The sequence below is a fragment of the Paraburkholderia sp. MM5496-R1 genome, from assembly GCF_050436205.1.
Taxonomy (GTDB): domain Bacteria; phylum Pseudomonadota; class Gammaproteobacteria; order Burkholderiales; family Burkholderiaceae; genus Paraburkholderia; species Paraburkholderia tuberum.
The window spans coordinates 131,182-147,710 of sequence record NZ_JBNDLT010000003.1 but is presented as its reverse complement, the minus strand read 5'-3'; the positions used below and the strand labels follow the sequence as shown (position 1 = coordinate 147,710).

The following is a 16,529-nucleotide window of genomic DNA, read 5'->3' as shown; positions in this document are numbered from 1 at the left end:
CGGATATTTGCCATGAGCCAGCCAATTCTCCAGTTCGGCACTAGCCGCTTTCTTCAGGCGCATGTCGACCTGTTTGTTTCGGAAGCCATGACGCGGGGTGCCGCGCTCGGTGGCATTACAGTCGTGCAGACCACCAGCAGCCAGTCCAGTCAGAAGCGTATTGCAGCGCTGGCAGAGGGCGGGCGATATCCGGTACGGGTTCGAGGCATGCGTCACGGCGTGCTGGTGGACGAGATGCTGAGCGGCGACGCGGTGCGCGCAGCATGGCACGCCGAGTCTCATTGGGCACAAGTGCGAGACGCCGTGGCAGAGCACGTCGAAGTGATTGTTTCCAATACGGGAGACAGGGGATTCCGGCTCGATGACCGAGATACCGCGACGCTCGTGAATCATCCGGAGCGCGTGCCACAGAGCTTTCCGGCCAAGCTGCTGGTGTTGCTTCATGCCCGTTGGGAACGAAACCCTGATGCGCCGCTCTCCCTTTTTCCATGCGAACTCGTGGTCAATAACGGCGATACGTTGCGCGAACTTGTCGTGACTCTCGCGGTAAAGTGGCGGCTGCCGGAGCCGTTCACTACCTACCTTCGAACGCGTTGCATATGGGCCAATTCGCTCGTTGACCGCATCGTTTCTCAGGCGATCGAACCGGTGGGCGCCGTTGCCGAACCGTATGCGCTCTGGGCGATTGAGCAGCAGCCGGGGCTGGTTCTACCCTGCACTCATGAAAACATCGTTTTGACTGACGATCTGCAGCACTTCGAGCGCCTGAAGTTGTTCCTGCTCAATCTCGGTCACAGCTATCTGGCGCAGCGGTGGCTAGAGGACCGCAGACCGGTTGACGAGACCGTATGTCAGGCAATGAACGACCCGATACTACGCGCCAGCCTGGAAACTGTCTGGGCGGAAGATGTGCTCCCGACATTTGCGGTCCTCGGTCAGCGCGAGCAGGCTCTCGCCTATCTCGTCGAGTTACGCGAGCGCCTACTCAATCCGTTTCTTGAGCACCGGATAGCGGACATCGCGCAGAATCACACAGAGAAATTGCAGCGGCGTTTTCTGCCGCTCGTGCAACTTGCCGACAAACTTGGCGTGAAGCCTGGACCGCTGCGAATACGAGCGATGCTGGAGCGCGTCGCATGTCGTTTGCCTTGACGTTCTTCACGTCCTCATAGATGTACGACGCGATTATCGACCGGTCCCGCGTTACATTTCCGACGTCGGCCCTCGTAACGCGGCGTCCGACGGACTGGATGTTGTCGACTGCACGAAAGAGCTGAAGTCGTTCGACGAGTCGGCGGCGCTCGTCGGCAATCTCGATCTGGTCATTACCGTATGCACGTCGGTTGCTCATCTGTCGGGCGCGCTCGGTGTGCCGACACGGCTGCTGCTCGACGTCGACCCGCATTGGGTGTGGATGCTCGGGCGCGACGACAGCCCGTAACATCACGGCGCGCTTTTCAAAACCGATTCCCAGCGCAAATTCGGGAATAATCGGACGCCCAATAAAAAGCAAACGTTTGACTGACCGTATTTAACATTTTAAACGCTTAACTTTGCGCTGAAATGGCCGATATATAGATTGGAATTATTTGGGTCCACGCATTAAGTTCCGCTGTACAATACGCGCCGCTTACACGCTGGTACCGCAGCGGCGGGGCCCTCGGTTGCCTTGGCTGAAAAATAAGGCCTGGGCGCGGCTCTCCTGAAGAGGTCTCTAGAGGGCGAGTGTATCAACGGTGCCGCCTCACGATTTGGGAATTATTATGGCGGACGCAATAATGTAACGGAAATAATGGTTATCCTTATTCCTAAGTAAAAATTACAGCAGATTGCCCGACCGGTACGCGGTGCAGTCTGCAACAAACAATATGGGCAGTTCGACGGGGATGGCGTATGAGCAGTGCATCAGACATTTCGAATCTCTTCCAGATGTTGGGCGTGAGCCCGTCGCATTATCAAGAAATAGAAAGAATCGAGCAGGGGCAAGGTTCGCGTGGGCGTTGGTCCATGCAGACCACGTCGTCGCCAGGGGACACGACCCGGGACGACTCGGCTCGCGAGGCTGAAGCCGTTCTTCCCACCGATGTGACTGAAGTGGCCCCCGCCGCGCCGCCGCAGTTGATTGCGCCAGCCGTCCCCGCTGCCGTGTCCGGATCTCTTCCGGTATTGCAAGCCGCCCCCGAACAGCCGGTCCTTCAGTTCAATCCCGAACCTGTCACCGCTCCTCAACAGCCGGACTCTCTGAGCGCCGTGTTTGCGCGCCTGCGGGAACGGAGTGAGCCTCAAGAAGGTGTTCCGCAACGCCAGACGTCATGAACTTCGTCACAGTCTTTTCCGTCAATGACGGCCTGGTTAAAACCACGGTGGCCGCGAACCAGCGCGTCGTGCCGAACCGGCGCACGCGCTAGAAGACCTTTCCATGGCACAGATCAAACGCAGGCTGAGCAAGACGGAGCCGCGGCGGCAAACGCGCAACACGGACCAGAGTGACGATGCCGGAAGTTGGGACGACAAACTTCTGGAAGCGGGGACACGGCTATGGGCGTCGAACTGGCTGCGGCTGGCAGTGACGCTATTGGCCGCGCTGTTGTTCACTTCTGCCATGACGGTCAATCTGGCCGCGTCGAAGCAATGGACGTTTGGCATCCTTTGCATGGTCGTCGCGGTTCTGCTGAACCGCATTCGCGGCAGGATCATCACGGTGTCCCTGGTGGCATTGTCGGTGTTTGTGTCCTTGCGCTACCTGTACTGGCGCCTGACGCAGACGCTGTCCTTTACCACCTCGCTCGACATGACCTTCGGCTGCCTTCTGCTGCTGGCCGAAGGGTACGCGGTGCTCATGCTGTTGTGCAGCTACTTTCAGACGCTCTGGCCTTTGCATCGCCGGCCTGCGCGATTGCCGGCCGATAGCTCGGCGTGGCCGACGGTGGATGTGTACATTCCCACGTTCAATGAGCCGCTGCAGGTCGTGCGGCAGTCGGTGCTGGCCGCCACGCTGCTCGACTGGCCGGCCGACAAGCTGCGCGTGTATGTGCTGGACGACGGCCGTCGTGACGAATTCCGGCAATTCTGCGAGCAGGCTGGCGTGGATTATCTGACCCGGCCGGACAACGCGCATGCCAAAGCAGGCAATCTCAACGCGGCACTCTCCAGGACGAGCGGCGAGTACATCGCAGTGTTCGACTGCGATCACGTCACCACGCGCTCGTTCCTGCAGGTCTGCATGGGTTGGTTCCTGAAAGATCCGAAGATGGCCATGGTGCAGACGCCGCACGTCTTCTACTCGCCCGATCCGTTCGAGCGCAACCTCGAAACCTTCCGCAAGGTGCCCAACGAGGGTGACCTGTTTTACGGCGTGCTGCAAAACGGCAACGACTTGTGGAATGCCGCTTTTTTCTGCGGTTCCTGCGCGGTGCTGCGGCGTTCGGCGCTGGAGGATGTAGGCGGCGTGGCGACGGAAAGTGTCACGGAAGATGCGCTCACCGCGCTCAAGATGAGCACGAGGGGCTACAACACGGCCTATCTCGCCATCCCTCAGGCAGCGGGTCTCGCCACCGAGAGTCTGGGGCGTCACGTCGGTCAGCGCATACGCTGGGCACGAGGCATGGCGGAAATATTCCGTCGCTTCAACCCGCTGTTGATCGCGGGGCTAACACTGCCTCAGCGTCTGTGTTACCTGAGCGCGATGATGCACTTTTTCTTCGGCTTGCCGCGCATCGTGTTTCTGATCACACCGATGGCGTATCTGTTCTTTGGCGCGCACGTCTTTCATGCTTCCGCGCTGATGGTGCTGGCCTATGTCGTGCCGCACCTCGTCATTTCGAGCCTCGGCGCCTCGCGCATTCAAGGGCGTTTCCGACATTCGTTCTGGAGCGAAGTCTACGAAACGGTACTGGCCTGGTACGTGATTCTGCCCGCGTTGCAAGCCGTACTCTTTCCAGGCAGCAAAGGCTTCAACGTGACGTCCAAGGGCGGGGTGATCCGTCAGTCCTTCCTGGACTGGGCGATGGCCCGGCCCTACATCGTTCTGCTGCTCATCAATCTGACCGGATTCATGGTGGGTGTCGCAGGTCTGATCCGCAGTCCGGGCTGGCCCGAAGCGACGAGCATTCTGTTCAACCTGGTATGGGTAACCTACAACATCATGAACCTCAGCGCGGCCGCGGGCGTAGCGAGCGAATCGAGACAGTTGCGTCTCGCTCCGCGGGTCCAGATCGAACTGCCGGCCGCCGTGATTCACGCCGACGGAACTCGCATCGACTGTCAGACCAGCGACTATTCGCACGGTGGTCTGGGGCTGGTGCTGCCTGAGGGCGCACCGTTGCCGGAGCACGGCGATCGCATCACGGTGGCGGTGTTGCGCGACGACTACGAGGACGTTTTCCCGGCCGAAGTGCAGGTGTGCCGCGGACGCACCATCGGCGTGAGTTTTCCGACCCTGACGATCGCTCAGGAGCGCGCCTGGATAGGGGCGACGTTTTCGCGCGCCGACAGTTGGATCGCCTCATGGGGCAGCTATCGTCCCGACAGGCCGCTGCGAAGCCTGTTTGAGGTGCTCGGCGTCGGCATGCGCGGCTTCGGGGAGTTGTTCCGGCATCTGTTCCTGGGTGGGCGTGAGCGCCTTGGCCGTTCGTCCGCAGACCCGGCAAGCGACTTGGGAACAAAGCAATCGTGAGTGTCGGCTACCTGTCGCTTTTGCGCTCCTTGACGAGCGCGCGCCGGTTGGGCGCGGTGTTGTGTTCGGTCCTGTTGCTCGGAGCGGGCGACGTGCTGGCCGCGACGGTGCCCGCGTCGGCTGTCCCGGTCGATGCCGTGCGGCAAAGCCCGCACCCGGAACTCAGCGCGGCGGCGCCGGCCGACGCGTATACCTACCGGATCCCGCTGCTGCGGCAAAACGCGGAACAGGGATTGACCTTGCTCGGCGAGGATGCCTATGCGGGCATGGACTTCGGTTTGCGCCGCGACGAGCGCGTAGTCAGCGCGCGGCTCGTGCTGGACTACAGTTACTCGTCCACCTTGCTGCCTACGCTCTCACATCTCAAGGTGTTGCTCAACAGCGTTGTGGGGGCGACCGTAGCGTTGCCCGAACCGGCGCCGCGGACGCCGGCGCATATCAGTGTGGATCTGCCGGTGTCGCTGCTGTCCGGGTTCAACCAGCTCACCCTCGAGTTGATCGCGCATAGCAAGGCGAGCGATCAGGGCAACAATCCGCTGAGTTCCGACCTGTGGCTGAAGCCCGGGCCGGACAGTGCGCTGGAACTGACCGTGGTTCCGGCGACCCTGTTTAGTGACCTGTCGCAACTGCCCGCGCCGTTCCTCGACGTGCGCGATGTGCGCAGGGTGGAGCTGCCCGTCGTGCTGCCGCAAGCGCCTCGCGCGCAGCGCCTCGAATCGGCCGGTATCGTGACCTCGTGGCTGGGTGCGCAGGCGGGCTATCGCGGTGCGCACTTCTCCGCGAGCCTGGGTGCGATACCCGCGCACGGACATGCGGTGGTGCTCGCGCTGCCGGGCGAGGTGCCGGGCTTGACCCTGCCTGCGGTGGAAGGGCCGATGCTGGCCATCGTGCCCAACCCCAATGACGCTAACGGCAAGCTGCTGCTGGTCATGGGCCGCAACGACGCGCAGATCCGCGAGGCCGCGACCGCGCTGGTGCTTGGCGCAAAGACGCTGTCGGGCTCTCTGGTCAAGATCGACGCCCCGGTTTCCGTTGTGCCGCGCAAGCCTTATGACGCACCCAACTGGCTGCCGGGCGACCGCCCGGTGCAGTTGGGCGAGATGCTAGCGGTGGACCGCTTGACGGTGCAGGGCTTTCGCCCTGGGGCGATCAATGTGGACCTGCGTCTGCCGCCGGGTCTGTTCGGTTTTGACAACAGCGGCGCGGTGCTGAACCTGCATTACCGTTATACGGCCCGTCCGGAGTCAACGCGCTCGGAGCTCGGTGTGCTGGCCGGCAACACGCCCCTGCAGACCTTGCCGCTGACAGGCGACGCGTCGGACGGTGATGCGGTGATACGCGTTCCGACCTATCTGCTGCCGCCGTTGACGACGCTGCAATTCGACTATCGCTACGAGTCGGTGGCGCCGAAAGACCACGTCGAGGATGTGCCCGGCGGCCCGCTCCTGAGCGCCATCGATCCGACTTCGACGATCGACATTTCCCAACTGCCGCGTTACGCAGCCATGCCGGATCTGCGCGCCTTCGCAGACGCAGGCTTTCCGTTCACGCGGATGGCCGATCTGTCCGAGACGGCGGTGATCCTGCCCGCACAGCCGCTCGCTGGCGACTATTCCGCTTACCTGACGCTGATGGGCAGCATGGGTCAAACCACGGGTTATCCGGTGCTGGGCGTGACGGTGGGCGAGCCAGCGCAGGTTGACGCGCTGCGTCGCAAGGACCTGCTCGTGCTGGCGTCGGGCGATAACCAGCCCTTGCTCAAAGCATGGCGTGATGATCTGCCGCGCGGCTTCTTCGCTCCGGTTGCTTCATCGGACCGCTGGATCGCCGCGTGGTGGGAAAAGCTGACGGGTGGGCATGCGCAGGCTGAACGCGAGGCCGCCATCGCCGCACTGTATAGCAGCGACGACCATGACGGCATGTTGGCGGGACTCGAGTCGCCGCTGGCTCGCGGCCGCAGCGCGGTGGTCGTATCGGGCAATACGCCGGACGGTCTCGACGCTGTCGTGGACGTGCTGCAAGCCAACCGCTACCTCATCAGCAAGCGTCCGGACGACAAGATCAGCGGCAGCCTCGTGGTCGTGCATGACGGCACGCTCACCACGCTGAGCAACGATCAAAGCTATTTCATCGGGTCCTTGCCGCCTGGGCTCGCGCTCGAATGGTTCTTCGCGAGCCACATCCTGCTGCTGCTCGTGGCGACGCTCGCCAGCGTCGTGCTCATAGGTTTGCTCGGCGGCGTGTTTCTGCACCGGCGTGCCCTGAATCGATTAGACCTGGATATTCCCCAGACATCGCAACGTGAAGAAGGACGAAGAGGTTCTCATGTTTAGAAGACGGCCTGACATCTCCCGGGCACGCCTTGCGCGTTGCATGACTGCGCAACCAGTATGGCCGGCACTGTTGCTCGGTTGTATGTTTGTCACATCGACGCTAACCCAGGCCGCGCAACCAGCGGCGGCTGCCGCCGCTGCGCGGCAGGACGCGTCGGCTTCGGCCGGCGGCGCGGCCAACCCGTCCGCGCGGCCGGCAACGGCAGATAGCAACGCGGCGCCGCTGCAGTCCGCGCCGGACGCCGGAGCCGCTACCGCGGCTTCTTCGACGGTGACCTATTCGCTGCAGCAACTCGGCGCGCAATACGCGCTCAACCTGCGCGGCGTCGACGGCAGCAATACGCTGCCGGTCGGCGTGCGCGACGATCGGGTCGTCACAGGTGCGCGACTGAACCTGCGCTATGCCTATTCGCCGGCGCTGCTGCCCGATCTGTCGCACATCAATGTGCTGGTCAACGATCAGGTGGCGGCATCGATCGACGTGCCCAAAAACACGTCCGGCACCAACCTGCAGCGCACTATCACGCTGCCGCCGTATCTGTTCACCGCGAACAGCAAGCTGCGTCTGCAACTGATCGGCCACTACACCAACCAGTGCGAAGACCCGCTGCATTCGAGCCTGTGGGCCAACATCAGCAACGACAGTACGCTGAGCATCGACACCCAGCCGCTGGCGCAGGCCGGCGATCTGGCTCGCCTGCCGCGACCCTTCTTCGACGAGCACGATATTCGCCGGTTGAACCTGCCGTTCGTGTTCGCCGGCAATCCTGATACGGCCGCGCTGGAAGCGGCCGGCGCCGTGTCGTCGTGGTTCGGCGCATTGGCGAAATATCGCGGCGCGCAATTCCCGGTATCGATCTCTACCGTGCCTGCCAGGGGCAACGCGGTTGTCATCGTCGACAGCGCGGCGCAAGCGAGCCTGGCGGACTCGCCGCTGCAAGGTCCGACTCTCGCCGTCGTGACCAACCCCAACGATCCCAACGGCAAGCTGTTGCTGGTGATGGGCCGTGACGGCAAGGAACTCAAGCAGGCCGCCGACGCGCTGGTCACGGGCAGCCAGACGCTGTCGGGTTCGAGCGCGCTCATCACGCGGTTCGCCGAGCTCGCGCCGCGCAAGCCGTACGATGCGCCGCGCTGGCTGCGCACCGACCGTCCGATGTCGTTGGGCGAACTCGTCGATACCAAACAATTGCAGGTGTCGGGCTACAGCCCCGATCTGATCCGCATCAATATGCGCGTGCCGCCCGACCTGTTCGGCTGGCATGCACCCAACGTGCCGATCGACCTGCATTACCGCTATACGCCGCAGCCTTATATGGTCAATTCGTCGCTGCTGTTCAGCGTCAGTGACCAGTTCATGAAGTCGATTCCGCTGCTCTCGCTCGAACGGCTCGAGGGCGGCAGCAAGCTGCGGGGTGAAGTTTTGCCCGACAGCAGCCTGCCGCGCCAGGCGAAACTGGAAGTGCCGCTGGAGGCGCTGTTGCAGCCGAATACCCAGTTGCAGTTCCGCTACATGTACGACTACATCAAGCAGGGCGAGTGCCGGGACATCATCATCGACAACGTGCGCGGCGCGGTCGATCCCGAATCGACGATCGATCTGTCGCAGTATCCGCACTACATCGCCATGCCGAACCTGGCCTCGTTCGCCCAGGCGGGCTTCCCGTTCACGCGCATGGCCGACCTGTCCGGAACGGACGTCGTATTGGGCCCCAACGCGGGCACATCGGAATACAGCACGTATCTGGCGGTGATGGGCCGCATGGGCGATTCGACCGGCTATCCGGCGCGCGGCGTCACCGTGCTGCGCGGTCAGCGCATCGACGCGATGCCGTCCGACAAGGATCTGCTCGTGATCGCCTCGGGTGCGGATCAAGCCTGGCTCAAGGACTGGGCGCGGACCATGCCCGCAGCGTATGACCACAGCGCGCAGTTCGCCGTATCGGATCTGCCGGGTCGCGTGCTGGGCTGGTTCCATGCCAATCCGCGCCTCGACGCCGAACCCCGCCGCCTGTCGCTGGCCTGGTCGGGGCCGGGCGTGAGCGCCGTGCTCGCAGGCTTCGAATCGCCGAAGCAACCGGGCCGCAGCGTGGTCATGCTGGCCAGCAATCAGCCCGACGGCCTGACGGATGCGGTCTCCGCGTTGCTGGATGCGCCGAACTCGGGCAAGCAGCCCATCCAGGGAAGCCTCGTGTCGATCCGCGGCACGGAAGTCGATTCGCTCGTGAGCGAGCATACCTACTACGTCGGGCATCTCGGCGTCTGGCGCGGCCTCGACTGGTGGCTGGCTTCATTCGGCCTGTCGCTCGCGTGGGTGCTGAAGGCGCTGGGCATCATCGCGCTCGTGCTGATCGCGGTTGGTCTGTTTTCGTTCTTGCGGCGCCGCCAGGCCCGGCGTGACGCTGAAGCCCGTGAGCGGCTGCGGGCATCGCGGCAGCAACAATCATAATCAAGGAAAGTCATGGTAGTCAGACGCAGCCGCAACCGGGCCTGGATTCTCGGACTGATGGTCGCCTCGGTCGGCCACCCGGGCTGGGCGCTGGATGCTACGTCCAACATGCTGCTGGAACAGGGCCGCTACTGGCAAACGCATGACAAGCCCGATCTGGCCGCGCAGTCCTGGTCGAAACTGCTGCTGAGCGACCCGAAGCAGCCCGAGGCGCTGTATGGGATGGGCACGATCGCCGTCGGCAAGCAGCAGTTCGCGGCGGCGAACGGGTATCTGGCCAGACTTCGTGCGGCCGCGCCGGACAGCCGCTTCGTGCCGCTGCTCGAGCAGAGCTTGCGCCTCGCGGTCGAACCGGGTAAGTCCACCTTCGCCAAGGCGCGCCAGATGGCGCAAGACGCCGTCAACCAGAAGGATCAGGCCGCGTTGTTGGCGGCCATCGCCGAATATAACAAGGCCTTGGGCGGTAAAGCGCCGCAGGGCAGTGTGGCGCGAGAGTATTACAGCTATCTGGGCTATACGGATGGCGGTGTGGATCAGGCCATCCAGGGCCTCGAGCGCCTGAATGCGGAGACGCCGAACGATCCGAACACCATGTTGCCGCTGGCCCAGCATATGGTGCGCGACGAACAGGATCGCGCGGCGGGTGTCGCCCTTCTGGAAAAGCTTGCCGCTCGTCCGGACATCGGCGGCGAAGCGACCGAAGTCTGGCGCTCCGTGCTGACTTGGGTCACGCCCACGCCGAAAAACAGATCGTGGTTTGAAGACTATCTGAAGCTGCATCCGGACGACGACGAAATACGCCATCAGATGCTGGCGCCGCATCCGCTCGCACCGGCCGGTCCGGTCGTGGATGCACGACTGACACGCGGTTTCGCCGCGTTCAAGTCAGGCGACATCACCACGGCCGAGCAGTCCTTTTCCGTTGTGCTGCGTGACAAACCCGACAGCACGGATGCGCTGGGGGGACTGGGCCTCGTGCGCATGCAGCAAGGCGACCTGGCGCAGGCGCAGACGCTGCTGTCGCGGGCGGTGTCGCGTCCGGGCGCGGGCGCGAACTGGGCCAAGGCCCTCAATTCCGCGCGCTACTGGCTGCTGGTGAACCAGGCCGAGGGCGCGCAAAACGTGGGCGACTTCGCCGCCGCGCGACGCGAACTCGATCAGGCGCTGCGGCTGGATCCAGCCGAGCCGGGCGGGCGCAATGCGTCGGCCCGGTTGGATGCGGCGCAGGGCGATCTGACGCGTGCTGAAAAGGGCTACCGCGACGTGCTGGCGACAAGCCCCGATAACCGCGAGGCGGCGAGCGGCCTCATCGATATCCTGGCGCAGACGGGACGCGCCGATGAGGCCCAGAAGTTGATCGACGGCATGTCATCCGAGCAGAAGGTCGGCATCGGCGGGCTCGATCGGCTGCGCGCCGCCGTCGCCGCCGCTCGGGCCGATGCCGCCGCGCAGCGTGGCGATCTGAGCGCGGCCCGGCACATTCTGGAAGACGCCCAGCGCAGCGCGCCCGACAACCCGTGGATTCGTCTGGAACTGGCGCGCTACGATCTCAAACAGGGGCATGCCGACGAAGCGAAGCAACTCGTCGACGGCCTGCTCGTCACGAACCCGGACAATCCCGAAGCGCTCTATGCGAGCGCGCTGCTGGCCATGCAGATGGGCGACTGGACGCGCGCGCAGGACACGATGACGCGCATCTCCAACGCCTCGCGCACGCCGAACATGGTTGCGACGGCGCAGCAGATCGATTTTCAGATGGTCGTGGCGCAAGCCTCGCAAACGGCGCTCGAAGGCAATCTGGAGGATGCGCGCAGTATGCTGGCGCGGCTCGAACCCGCGGCGGGTCAAGACCCGGCCAAGGTGGGCGCGTTGACGCAGGCGTATGTCGACGCGGGCAATACGCCGCGCGCCATGAGCCTGATGCACGGGCTGATGCCTAACGGTCTGCAGGGCAGCGGACCGGATGTGCAACTGGCTTATCTGGGCCTGTTGCTCAAGACCGGCCAGTATGTCCAGGCCGGGCTCGCGATGCGCGAGTTGCAGGGCCGGACGCTGACCGCGGACCAGCGCCGGCAACTGGACGAACTGAACTACCTCTACACCGTGCGACTGGCTGACCAGCAACGTCAGCAAGGTGACCTCGCGCAGGCCTACGACACGCTGGCGCCGATCCTCGCGAAGCGGCCCAACGACAGCCTCGCCACGGCCGCGCTCGCGCGCATGTACGCCGCCGATGACAAGTATGACCAGGCACTGTCGCTTTACCAGAAGGCGCTCGTCAACGACCCCAACAATCCGGGTTTGCAACTGGGCGTCGCGATGGCGGCAGTGCAGGCCGGCAAGAACAGCGTTGCCGATGCGGCATTGAAAGAGGCCGTTGCGAAGGCGCCCAACGATCCCGACGTGCTGGCCGGCGCCGCGCGCATTTACGTCATGCAGGGCAAGACCCGCGAAGCACAGTCGCTGCTGGAATCCGCCATTGCCGCCAAGGAAAAGCGGCTCGGCGTGCAGGCGCAAGACGTCCACGTGGCGGGCAATCCCTTTGTCCACCACGACGACGCTCACCGTCGTCAGGACCGCCACCGTCGCCTGCCCGCTGCCGAAACGTTCGCCCCGCAACCCGCGGCGCCGGACAGCGTGCCGGCGAACCAGAAGCCTGGTTTCGGGCCCGCTGCTGCTCCGGCTGCTACCGCAGCGAGCGCGACTGCCTCGACCGTGACATCCACGGCTGCGCGCGAGCGCTCGTCCTCTGCTCCATCCGCTCTGCCAACCGTGGCGGGCACGCCGGTCGGCGGCCTGGCGCCGCAAGACACGGTCGCGGTGAGCGAGCCTCAGGACGGTTCGCCGTCGCTCGAGGAAATGCGTAATGAACTCAGCGACCTCCGTGCGCAGCGTTCACCGGAAGTCAGGGGTGGGCTGTTCGTCTCGTCGAACAACGCAGCACCCGGTACGGGTCAGTTGACGAGCGTGCAGCAAGCTCTGGAAGGGGTGCTGCCGGTCGACAACGGCAAGCTTTCCATTCGCGTCACGCCGGTTGAACTCGAGGGCGGCACGTTGGCTACCGACGTCTTCAGCGCCAGTCAGTTCGGCGGCGGCCCGGCCGCCACCCGGGCGCAGCAGGCCGGCAAGGTCGCCGCACCGGGCAAACAGACCGCCTACGGCGTCGGTCTGGGTCTCGGCTACGAGACTGGGAACTGGATGGCCGACATCGGCACCACGCCTTTGGGTTTCAAGTACACCAATGTCGTTGGCGGCGTGATGTTCAGGAACTCCATCGATGCCGGGCAGGGCAGTTGGTTCAACGTGGGCGTATCGCGCCGCGCCGTGACGGATAGCATCACGTCTTTTGCTGGCTCGACCGATTCGCGATCCGGCTTGAGCTGGGGCGGCGTGACTGCCACCGGCGTGCATGGTGCGATCGGCCTCGACAATCAGGACTACGGCGTCTACGGCTACGGTTCCGCGAAATACCTGGACGGCCATAACGTCCAGTCCAACGTCGGTGCCGAGGTCGGCGCCGGGACGTACTGGTACCTGCTGCGCACGCAGAACAGCATGCTGAGCGCGGGCGTGAACCTGAGCGGCATGATCTACGACCACAACGAAAACAACTTCACCTACGGCAACGGCGGCTACTTCAGCCCGCAGCGGTTCTATGCGTTCAACCTGCCGCTCACGTGGGCGCAGCGTTCGGAGCGCTGGACCTACAAGCTGCAAGCGGCCGTCGGTGTGCAGTACTACCACCAGGCCGGCTCGGCGTATTTCCCGACCGACAGCGGGTTGCAGGCCGCAGCAGTCTCAGCGGCTTCGACGATTGGCCTCGCCGACGGCGCGATCCATCCCGACCAGTCCTCGACCGGCTTCGGCTACAACCTGCTGGCCACGGCCGAATACCGCTTCACCAATCATCTGACTGGCGGAGCCTCGGTGGGCGCCAACAACGCGTCCAGCTACCGGCAGTGGGCGGCGGGCCTGTATCTGCGCTATACCCTTGCGCCGCAGACGAAGGCACTGGATATGCCGGTCATCCCTTACCAGTCGCATTACAGCGATCAGTAGCCCGCCATACTGATCGATCGGACATTGATTATTTTTCAGGAGTCGAAGAGTCATGCTTGCTTCCGTACTTGCTGGTCTCAGCATTCTCATAGTCGGCGATAGCCATCTGAGCGAACCCGGTTATCTCATCGATACGTTGCAGGATCAGTTGATCGCCGCTGGCGCGCAGGTGCATACCTACAGCGTCTGCGGCAGTATTCCCGGCGATTGGGTGAAGTCCGTGCCCGGCACATGCGGTGGCGCCGAGCGTAACGGCAAGGCGCCCCTGGTCATCGACCACAACGCGAAGACCCAACCCGTCGATCAATTGATCGCCGCGAACAAGGCCAAGCTCGTCATCATCGTCCAGGGCGACACGATCGGCGGATACGGCAAGGACGATTTCCCGAAGGCCTGGGCCTGGCAGCAGGTCACGGCGCTGACGCAAGACCTGGCCGCCAACGAGACGGCTTGCGTCTGGGTAGGGCCGGTCTGGGGCACGGAGGGCGGCAAGTATCAGAAGAGCTTCGCCCGTGTGAAGCAGCTGTCGTCTTTCCTCGCCGCCAATGTCGCGCCGTGTCAGTACATCGACTCGCTCACGTTTTCCAGGCCGGGCGAATGGGCGACGGTCGATGGTCAGCATTTGACGACGACCGGCTACAAGTACTGGGGCACGGACATCATGAAGGCACTGGTCAAGCTGCCTGTCGTTCCGCAGAAATGACGCGTCGGGCTTCGAGTTGCGCCTGCCCAGGTTTCCCGTTCGAGAAAAGAATGAAAAATTTCCTCTCCTCCCTGTTGTTGTCCGGCTTCGCTCTGTCCGGTCTCGGTTTGTCCGTGCAGCCGGCCATGGCCGCAGAAATTCCGCTATACCCGACCGGTCCCGCGGAGGACTCGTCGTTCGTGCGTTTTGTCGATGGCGGTTCGGGTCCGGTCGACGTGAGCGCGGTGGGGTCGAAAGCGCGTCTGACGCTCGACGCCGCGAACCCGGCCACTCACTTCCTTCCGATCGCCGCCGGCAAACCGGTGGCCGGCACACTGAGAGCCGGTAGCGCGCACCAGGACGTATCGGCGACGGTGCAGCCTGGCGAGTTCGTCAGCATCGTTGCGCTCGATGGCGCGGATAAAGCGGGTGGCCTGCATACGGTGACGGTCCGCGAAAAACCCGACGACTTCAATGCGCTCAAGGCTTCGGTGGCTTTCTACAACCTCGACGCTGGCTGCGCGGCACCCACGCTGAAAGTGCCGGGTCGCGACATCGTGCTGCTCGACGGCGTGGCTGTGGGACAAGCCAGGCGGCGCCAGGTCAACCCGGTCGCCCTCTCGGTGCAGCTGGTCTGCGGCGGCCAGCCTGTGGGGCAGCCGCTCAGCCTGGGTACGCTCGCGGCGGGGCAGCGTTATACGGTGTTGCTCGTGCCGGGCGGGGCGCATTCGCGCATCTTCATGGCGAACGACGCGGTGAGCCACTGATCGCATTTGCGCCTCCTCCTTGAAAGCGACGCCGCTTATCGCCGATTTCCGGCTGTTCCCCGTTTGTCATCTGGTTACGACGGGCAGAGCGGGGTTCGGTGTGTTTCGCGATGGCGCGTCGGTCCAGATATCTTTTTCGATTGAGAACGATGCATGGTTTTCGCGTCCCTCGAATTCCTGACGCTGTTTCTGCCGGCCTTTCTGGCGATCTACGTCGCGTTGCCCGCGCGATGGCGCAATGGCGTGCTGCTGTTTTGCAGCTGGCTTTTCTACGGCTGGTGGAGCCCGGTCTTTCTGCTGCTGTTCATCGCGCTGAACTTCTGGGGCTGGTTCGGCGGCATGGTCATAGACAGGGCGCCGAGCCAGCGTGCACGCGGCGGCTGGCTGGCCGTGTTCATCGTCGTCAACGTCCTGATATTGGGCTGGTACAAGTACGCCAACATCGTGGTCGATAGTCTCGACAGTGTGCTGGGGGCAGGCCATGCAGGGTCCATCCCCTGGCGACACGTCGTGCTGCCCATCGGGCTTTCGTTCATCGTGCTGCAATCCATCTCCTATCTGATCGACGTGCAGCGCGGCACGGTGGCGGCCGATCGCAGCATGATCCGTTACGGCGCCTATCAGGGGATGTTCGTGCATCTGATCGCGGGGCCGATCATTCGCTATGCGTGGGTGAGGCGCGAGCTGGTGTCGCGCGAGATCGACTGGGACGGTTTTGCAGCCGGCGCAAGGCGGCTCATGGTGGGCATGAGCATGAAGGTGCTGGTGGCCGACACACTCTCGCCGATGGTCGACGCGATCTTCTCGTTGCACGCGCCCACGCTGGCCGACGCCTGGCTGGGCTGCGGTTTCTACACGCTGCAGTTGTTCTTCGATTTCGCGGGCTACAGCGCCATGGCAATCGGGTTGGGGCAGATGCTGGGCTTTCGCTTTCCCGAGAACTTCAACCATCCGTACCTTGCCAGCAGCATTCAGGATTTCTGGCGCCGTTGGCACCTGTCGTTGTCGAGCTGGATACGCGATTACCTGTACATCCCGCTAGGCGGCAACCGCCGCGGTGAGTGGCAAGCCTGCCGCAATCTGTTGCTGACCATGGCGATCGCCGGCCTGTGGCACGGCGGCGATAGCTGGAACTTCCTGCTGTGGGGCCTCGCTCATGGCATCGCCCTGATGGTCGCGCGCCTCTGGCGCCGGTTCGACATGCCGACCATGCCGTCCTGGTTATCGCACGTGCTGACGCTGGTTTTCGTCATGCTCGCGTGGACACTGTTTCGCGCGGCGGGTTTCCCTGCCGCGCTCGCCATGTATCGCGGCCAGTTCGGTTTGAATGGCATCGGCCTGAGCGACGCGACGCTCGTGCTGCTGCGGCCCGTGCACGCTCTGGCTGCCGGGTTGGGCATCGTGTGCGTGCTGCTGCCGCTCTGGCAACAGCGTTGGGATCGCCTTCCCGACACGGCGCTGCGGCAGCTATGGCAGGCGGGGTGGCCGCTCGCGGGTTTTCTGTTGTCGTTCGGTCTGATCGTCGCGCGCGGCGCGGTGCCTTTCCTCTACTTCCAGTTCTGAC

At 63.7% G+C, this 16,529-nt stretch carries 9 protein-coding genes and 1 pseudogene; all 10 read left to right on the top strand.

All coding sequences use genetic code 11. The annotated features are described in order from the left end of the window. Positions 1–12 precede the first annotated feature (12 nt). The 10 genes and pseudogenes from OKW38_RS26865 (at position 13) to OKW38_RS26820 (ending at position 16,528) form a co-directional block, all read left to right on the top strand. Complete coding sequence (locus OKW38_RS26865; protein WP_429333668.1) at positions 13–1,152, top strand: mannitol dehydrogenase family protein; 1,140 nt, start codon at positions 13–15, stop codon at positions 1,150–1,152. Between the two features lie 91 nt (positions 1,153–1,243). Next, positions 1,244–1,438 (top strand): annotated as a pseudogene (locus OKW38_RS26860) (tetratricopeptide repeat protein); the annotation flags it as partial. Positions 1,439–1,893: 455 nt separating this feature from the next. Next, on the top strand, positions 1,894–2,316 hold the full coding sequence (gene bcsR, locus OKW38_RS26855; RefSeq protein WP_090806611.1) for a BcsR/BcsP family cellulose biosynthesis protein: 423 nt from the start codon (positions 1,894–1,896) through the stop codon (positions 2,314–2,316). 103 nt (positions 2,317–2,419) lie between these two features. Further along, positions 2,420–4,675: a UDP-forming cellulose synthase catalytic subunit gene (gene bcsA, locus OKW38_RS26850; RefSeq protein ID WP_429333669.1), complete on the top strand. Its 2,256-nt coding sequence runs from the start codon at positions 2,420–2,422 to the stop codon at positions 4,673–4,675. Continuing rightward, the gene (bcsB, locus tag OKW38_RS26845) at positions 4,672–7,008 is read left to right on the top strand and encodes a cellulose biosynthesis cyclic di-GMP-binding regulatory protein BcsB (RefSeq protein ID WP_429363975.1); all 2,337 of its coding nucleotides are present in this window, start codon (positions 4,672–4,674) and stop codon (positions 7,006–7,008) included. Before bcsA ends, bcsB (OKW38_RS26845) begins: the two co-directional genes overlap by 4 nt. Before the next feature lie 40 nt (positions 7,009–7,048). Continuing rightward, positions 7,049–9,457, top strand: a complete 2,409-nt coding sequence (gene bcsB, locus OKW38_RS26840; protein ID WP_429363973.1) for a cellulose biosynthesis cyclic di-GMP-binding regulatory protein BcsB — start codon at positions 7,049–7,051, stop codon at positions 9,455–9,457. Positions 9,458–9,790: 333 nt separating this feature from the next. After that, complete coding sequence (locus OKW38_RS26835) at positions 9,791–13,516, top strand: cellulose synthase subunit BcsC-related outer membrane protein (RefSeq protein WP_429363971.1); 3,726 nt, start codon at positions 9,791–9,793, stop codon at positions 13,514–13,516. Between the two features lie 52 nt (positions 13,517–13,568). Next, positions 13,569–14,219, top strand: a complete 651-nt coding sequence (locus OKW38_RS26830; RefSeq protein ID WP_429363969.1) for an SGNH/GDSL hydrolase family protein — start codon at positions 13,569–13,571, stop codon at positions 14,217–14,219. Between the two features lie 50 nt (positions 14,220–14,269). Then, entirely contained in the window at positions 14,270–14,965 is a 696-nt protein-coding gene (locus OKW38_RS26825; RefSeq protein ID WP_429333673.1) for a cell division protein FtsQ, read from the top strand. A gap of 153 nt (positions 14,966–15,118) precedes the next feature. Further along, positions 15,119–16,528 carry an MBOAT family O-acyltransferase gene (locus tag OKW38_RS26820; protein WP_429363967.1) on the top strand — a complete coding sequence of 470 codons (1,410 nt, stop codon included), beginning with the start codon at positions 15,119–15,121 and terminating at the stop codon, positions 16,526–16,528. Position 16,529: the final 1 nt, after the last annotated feature.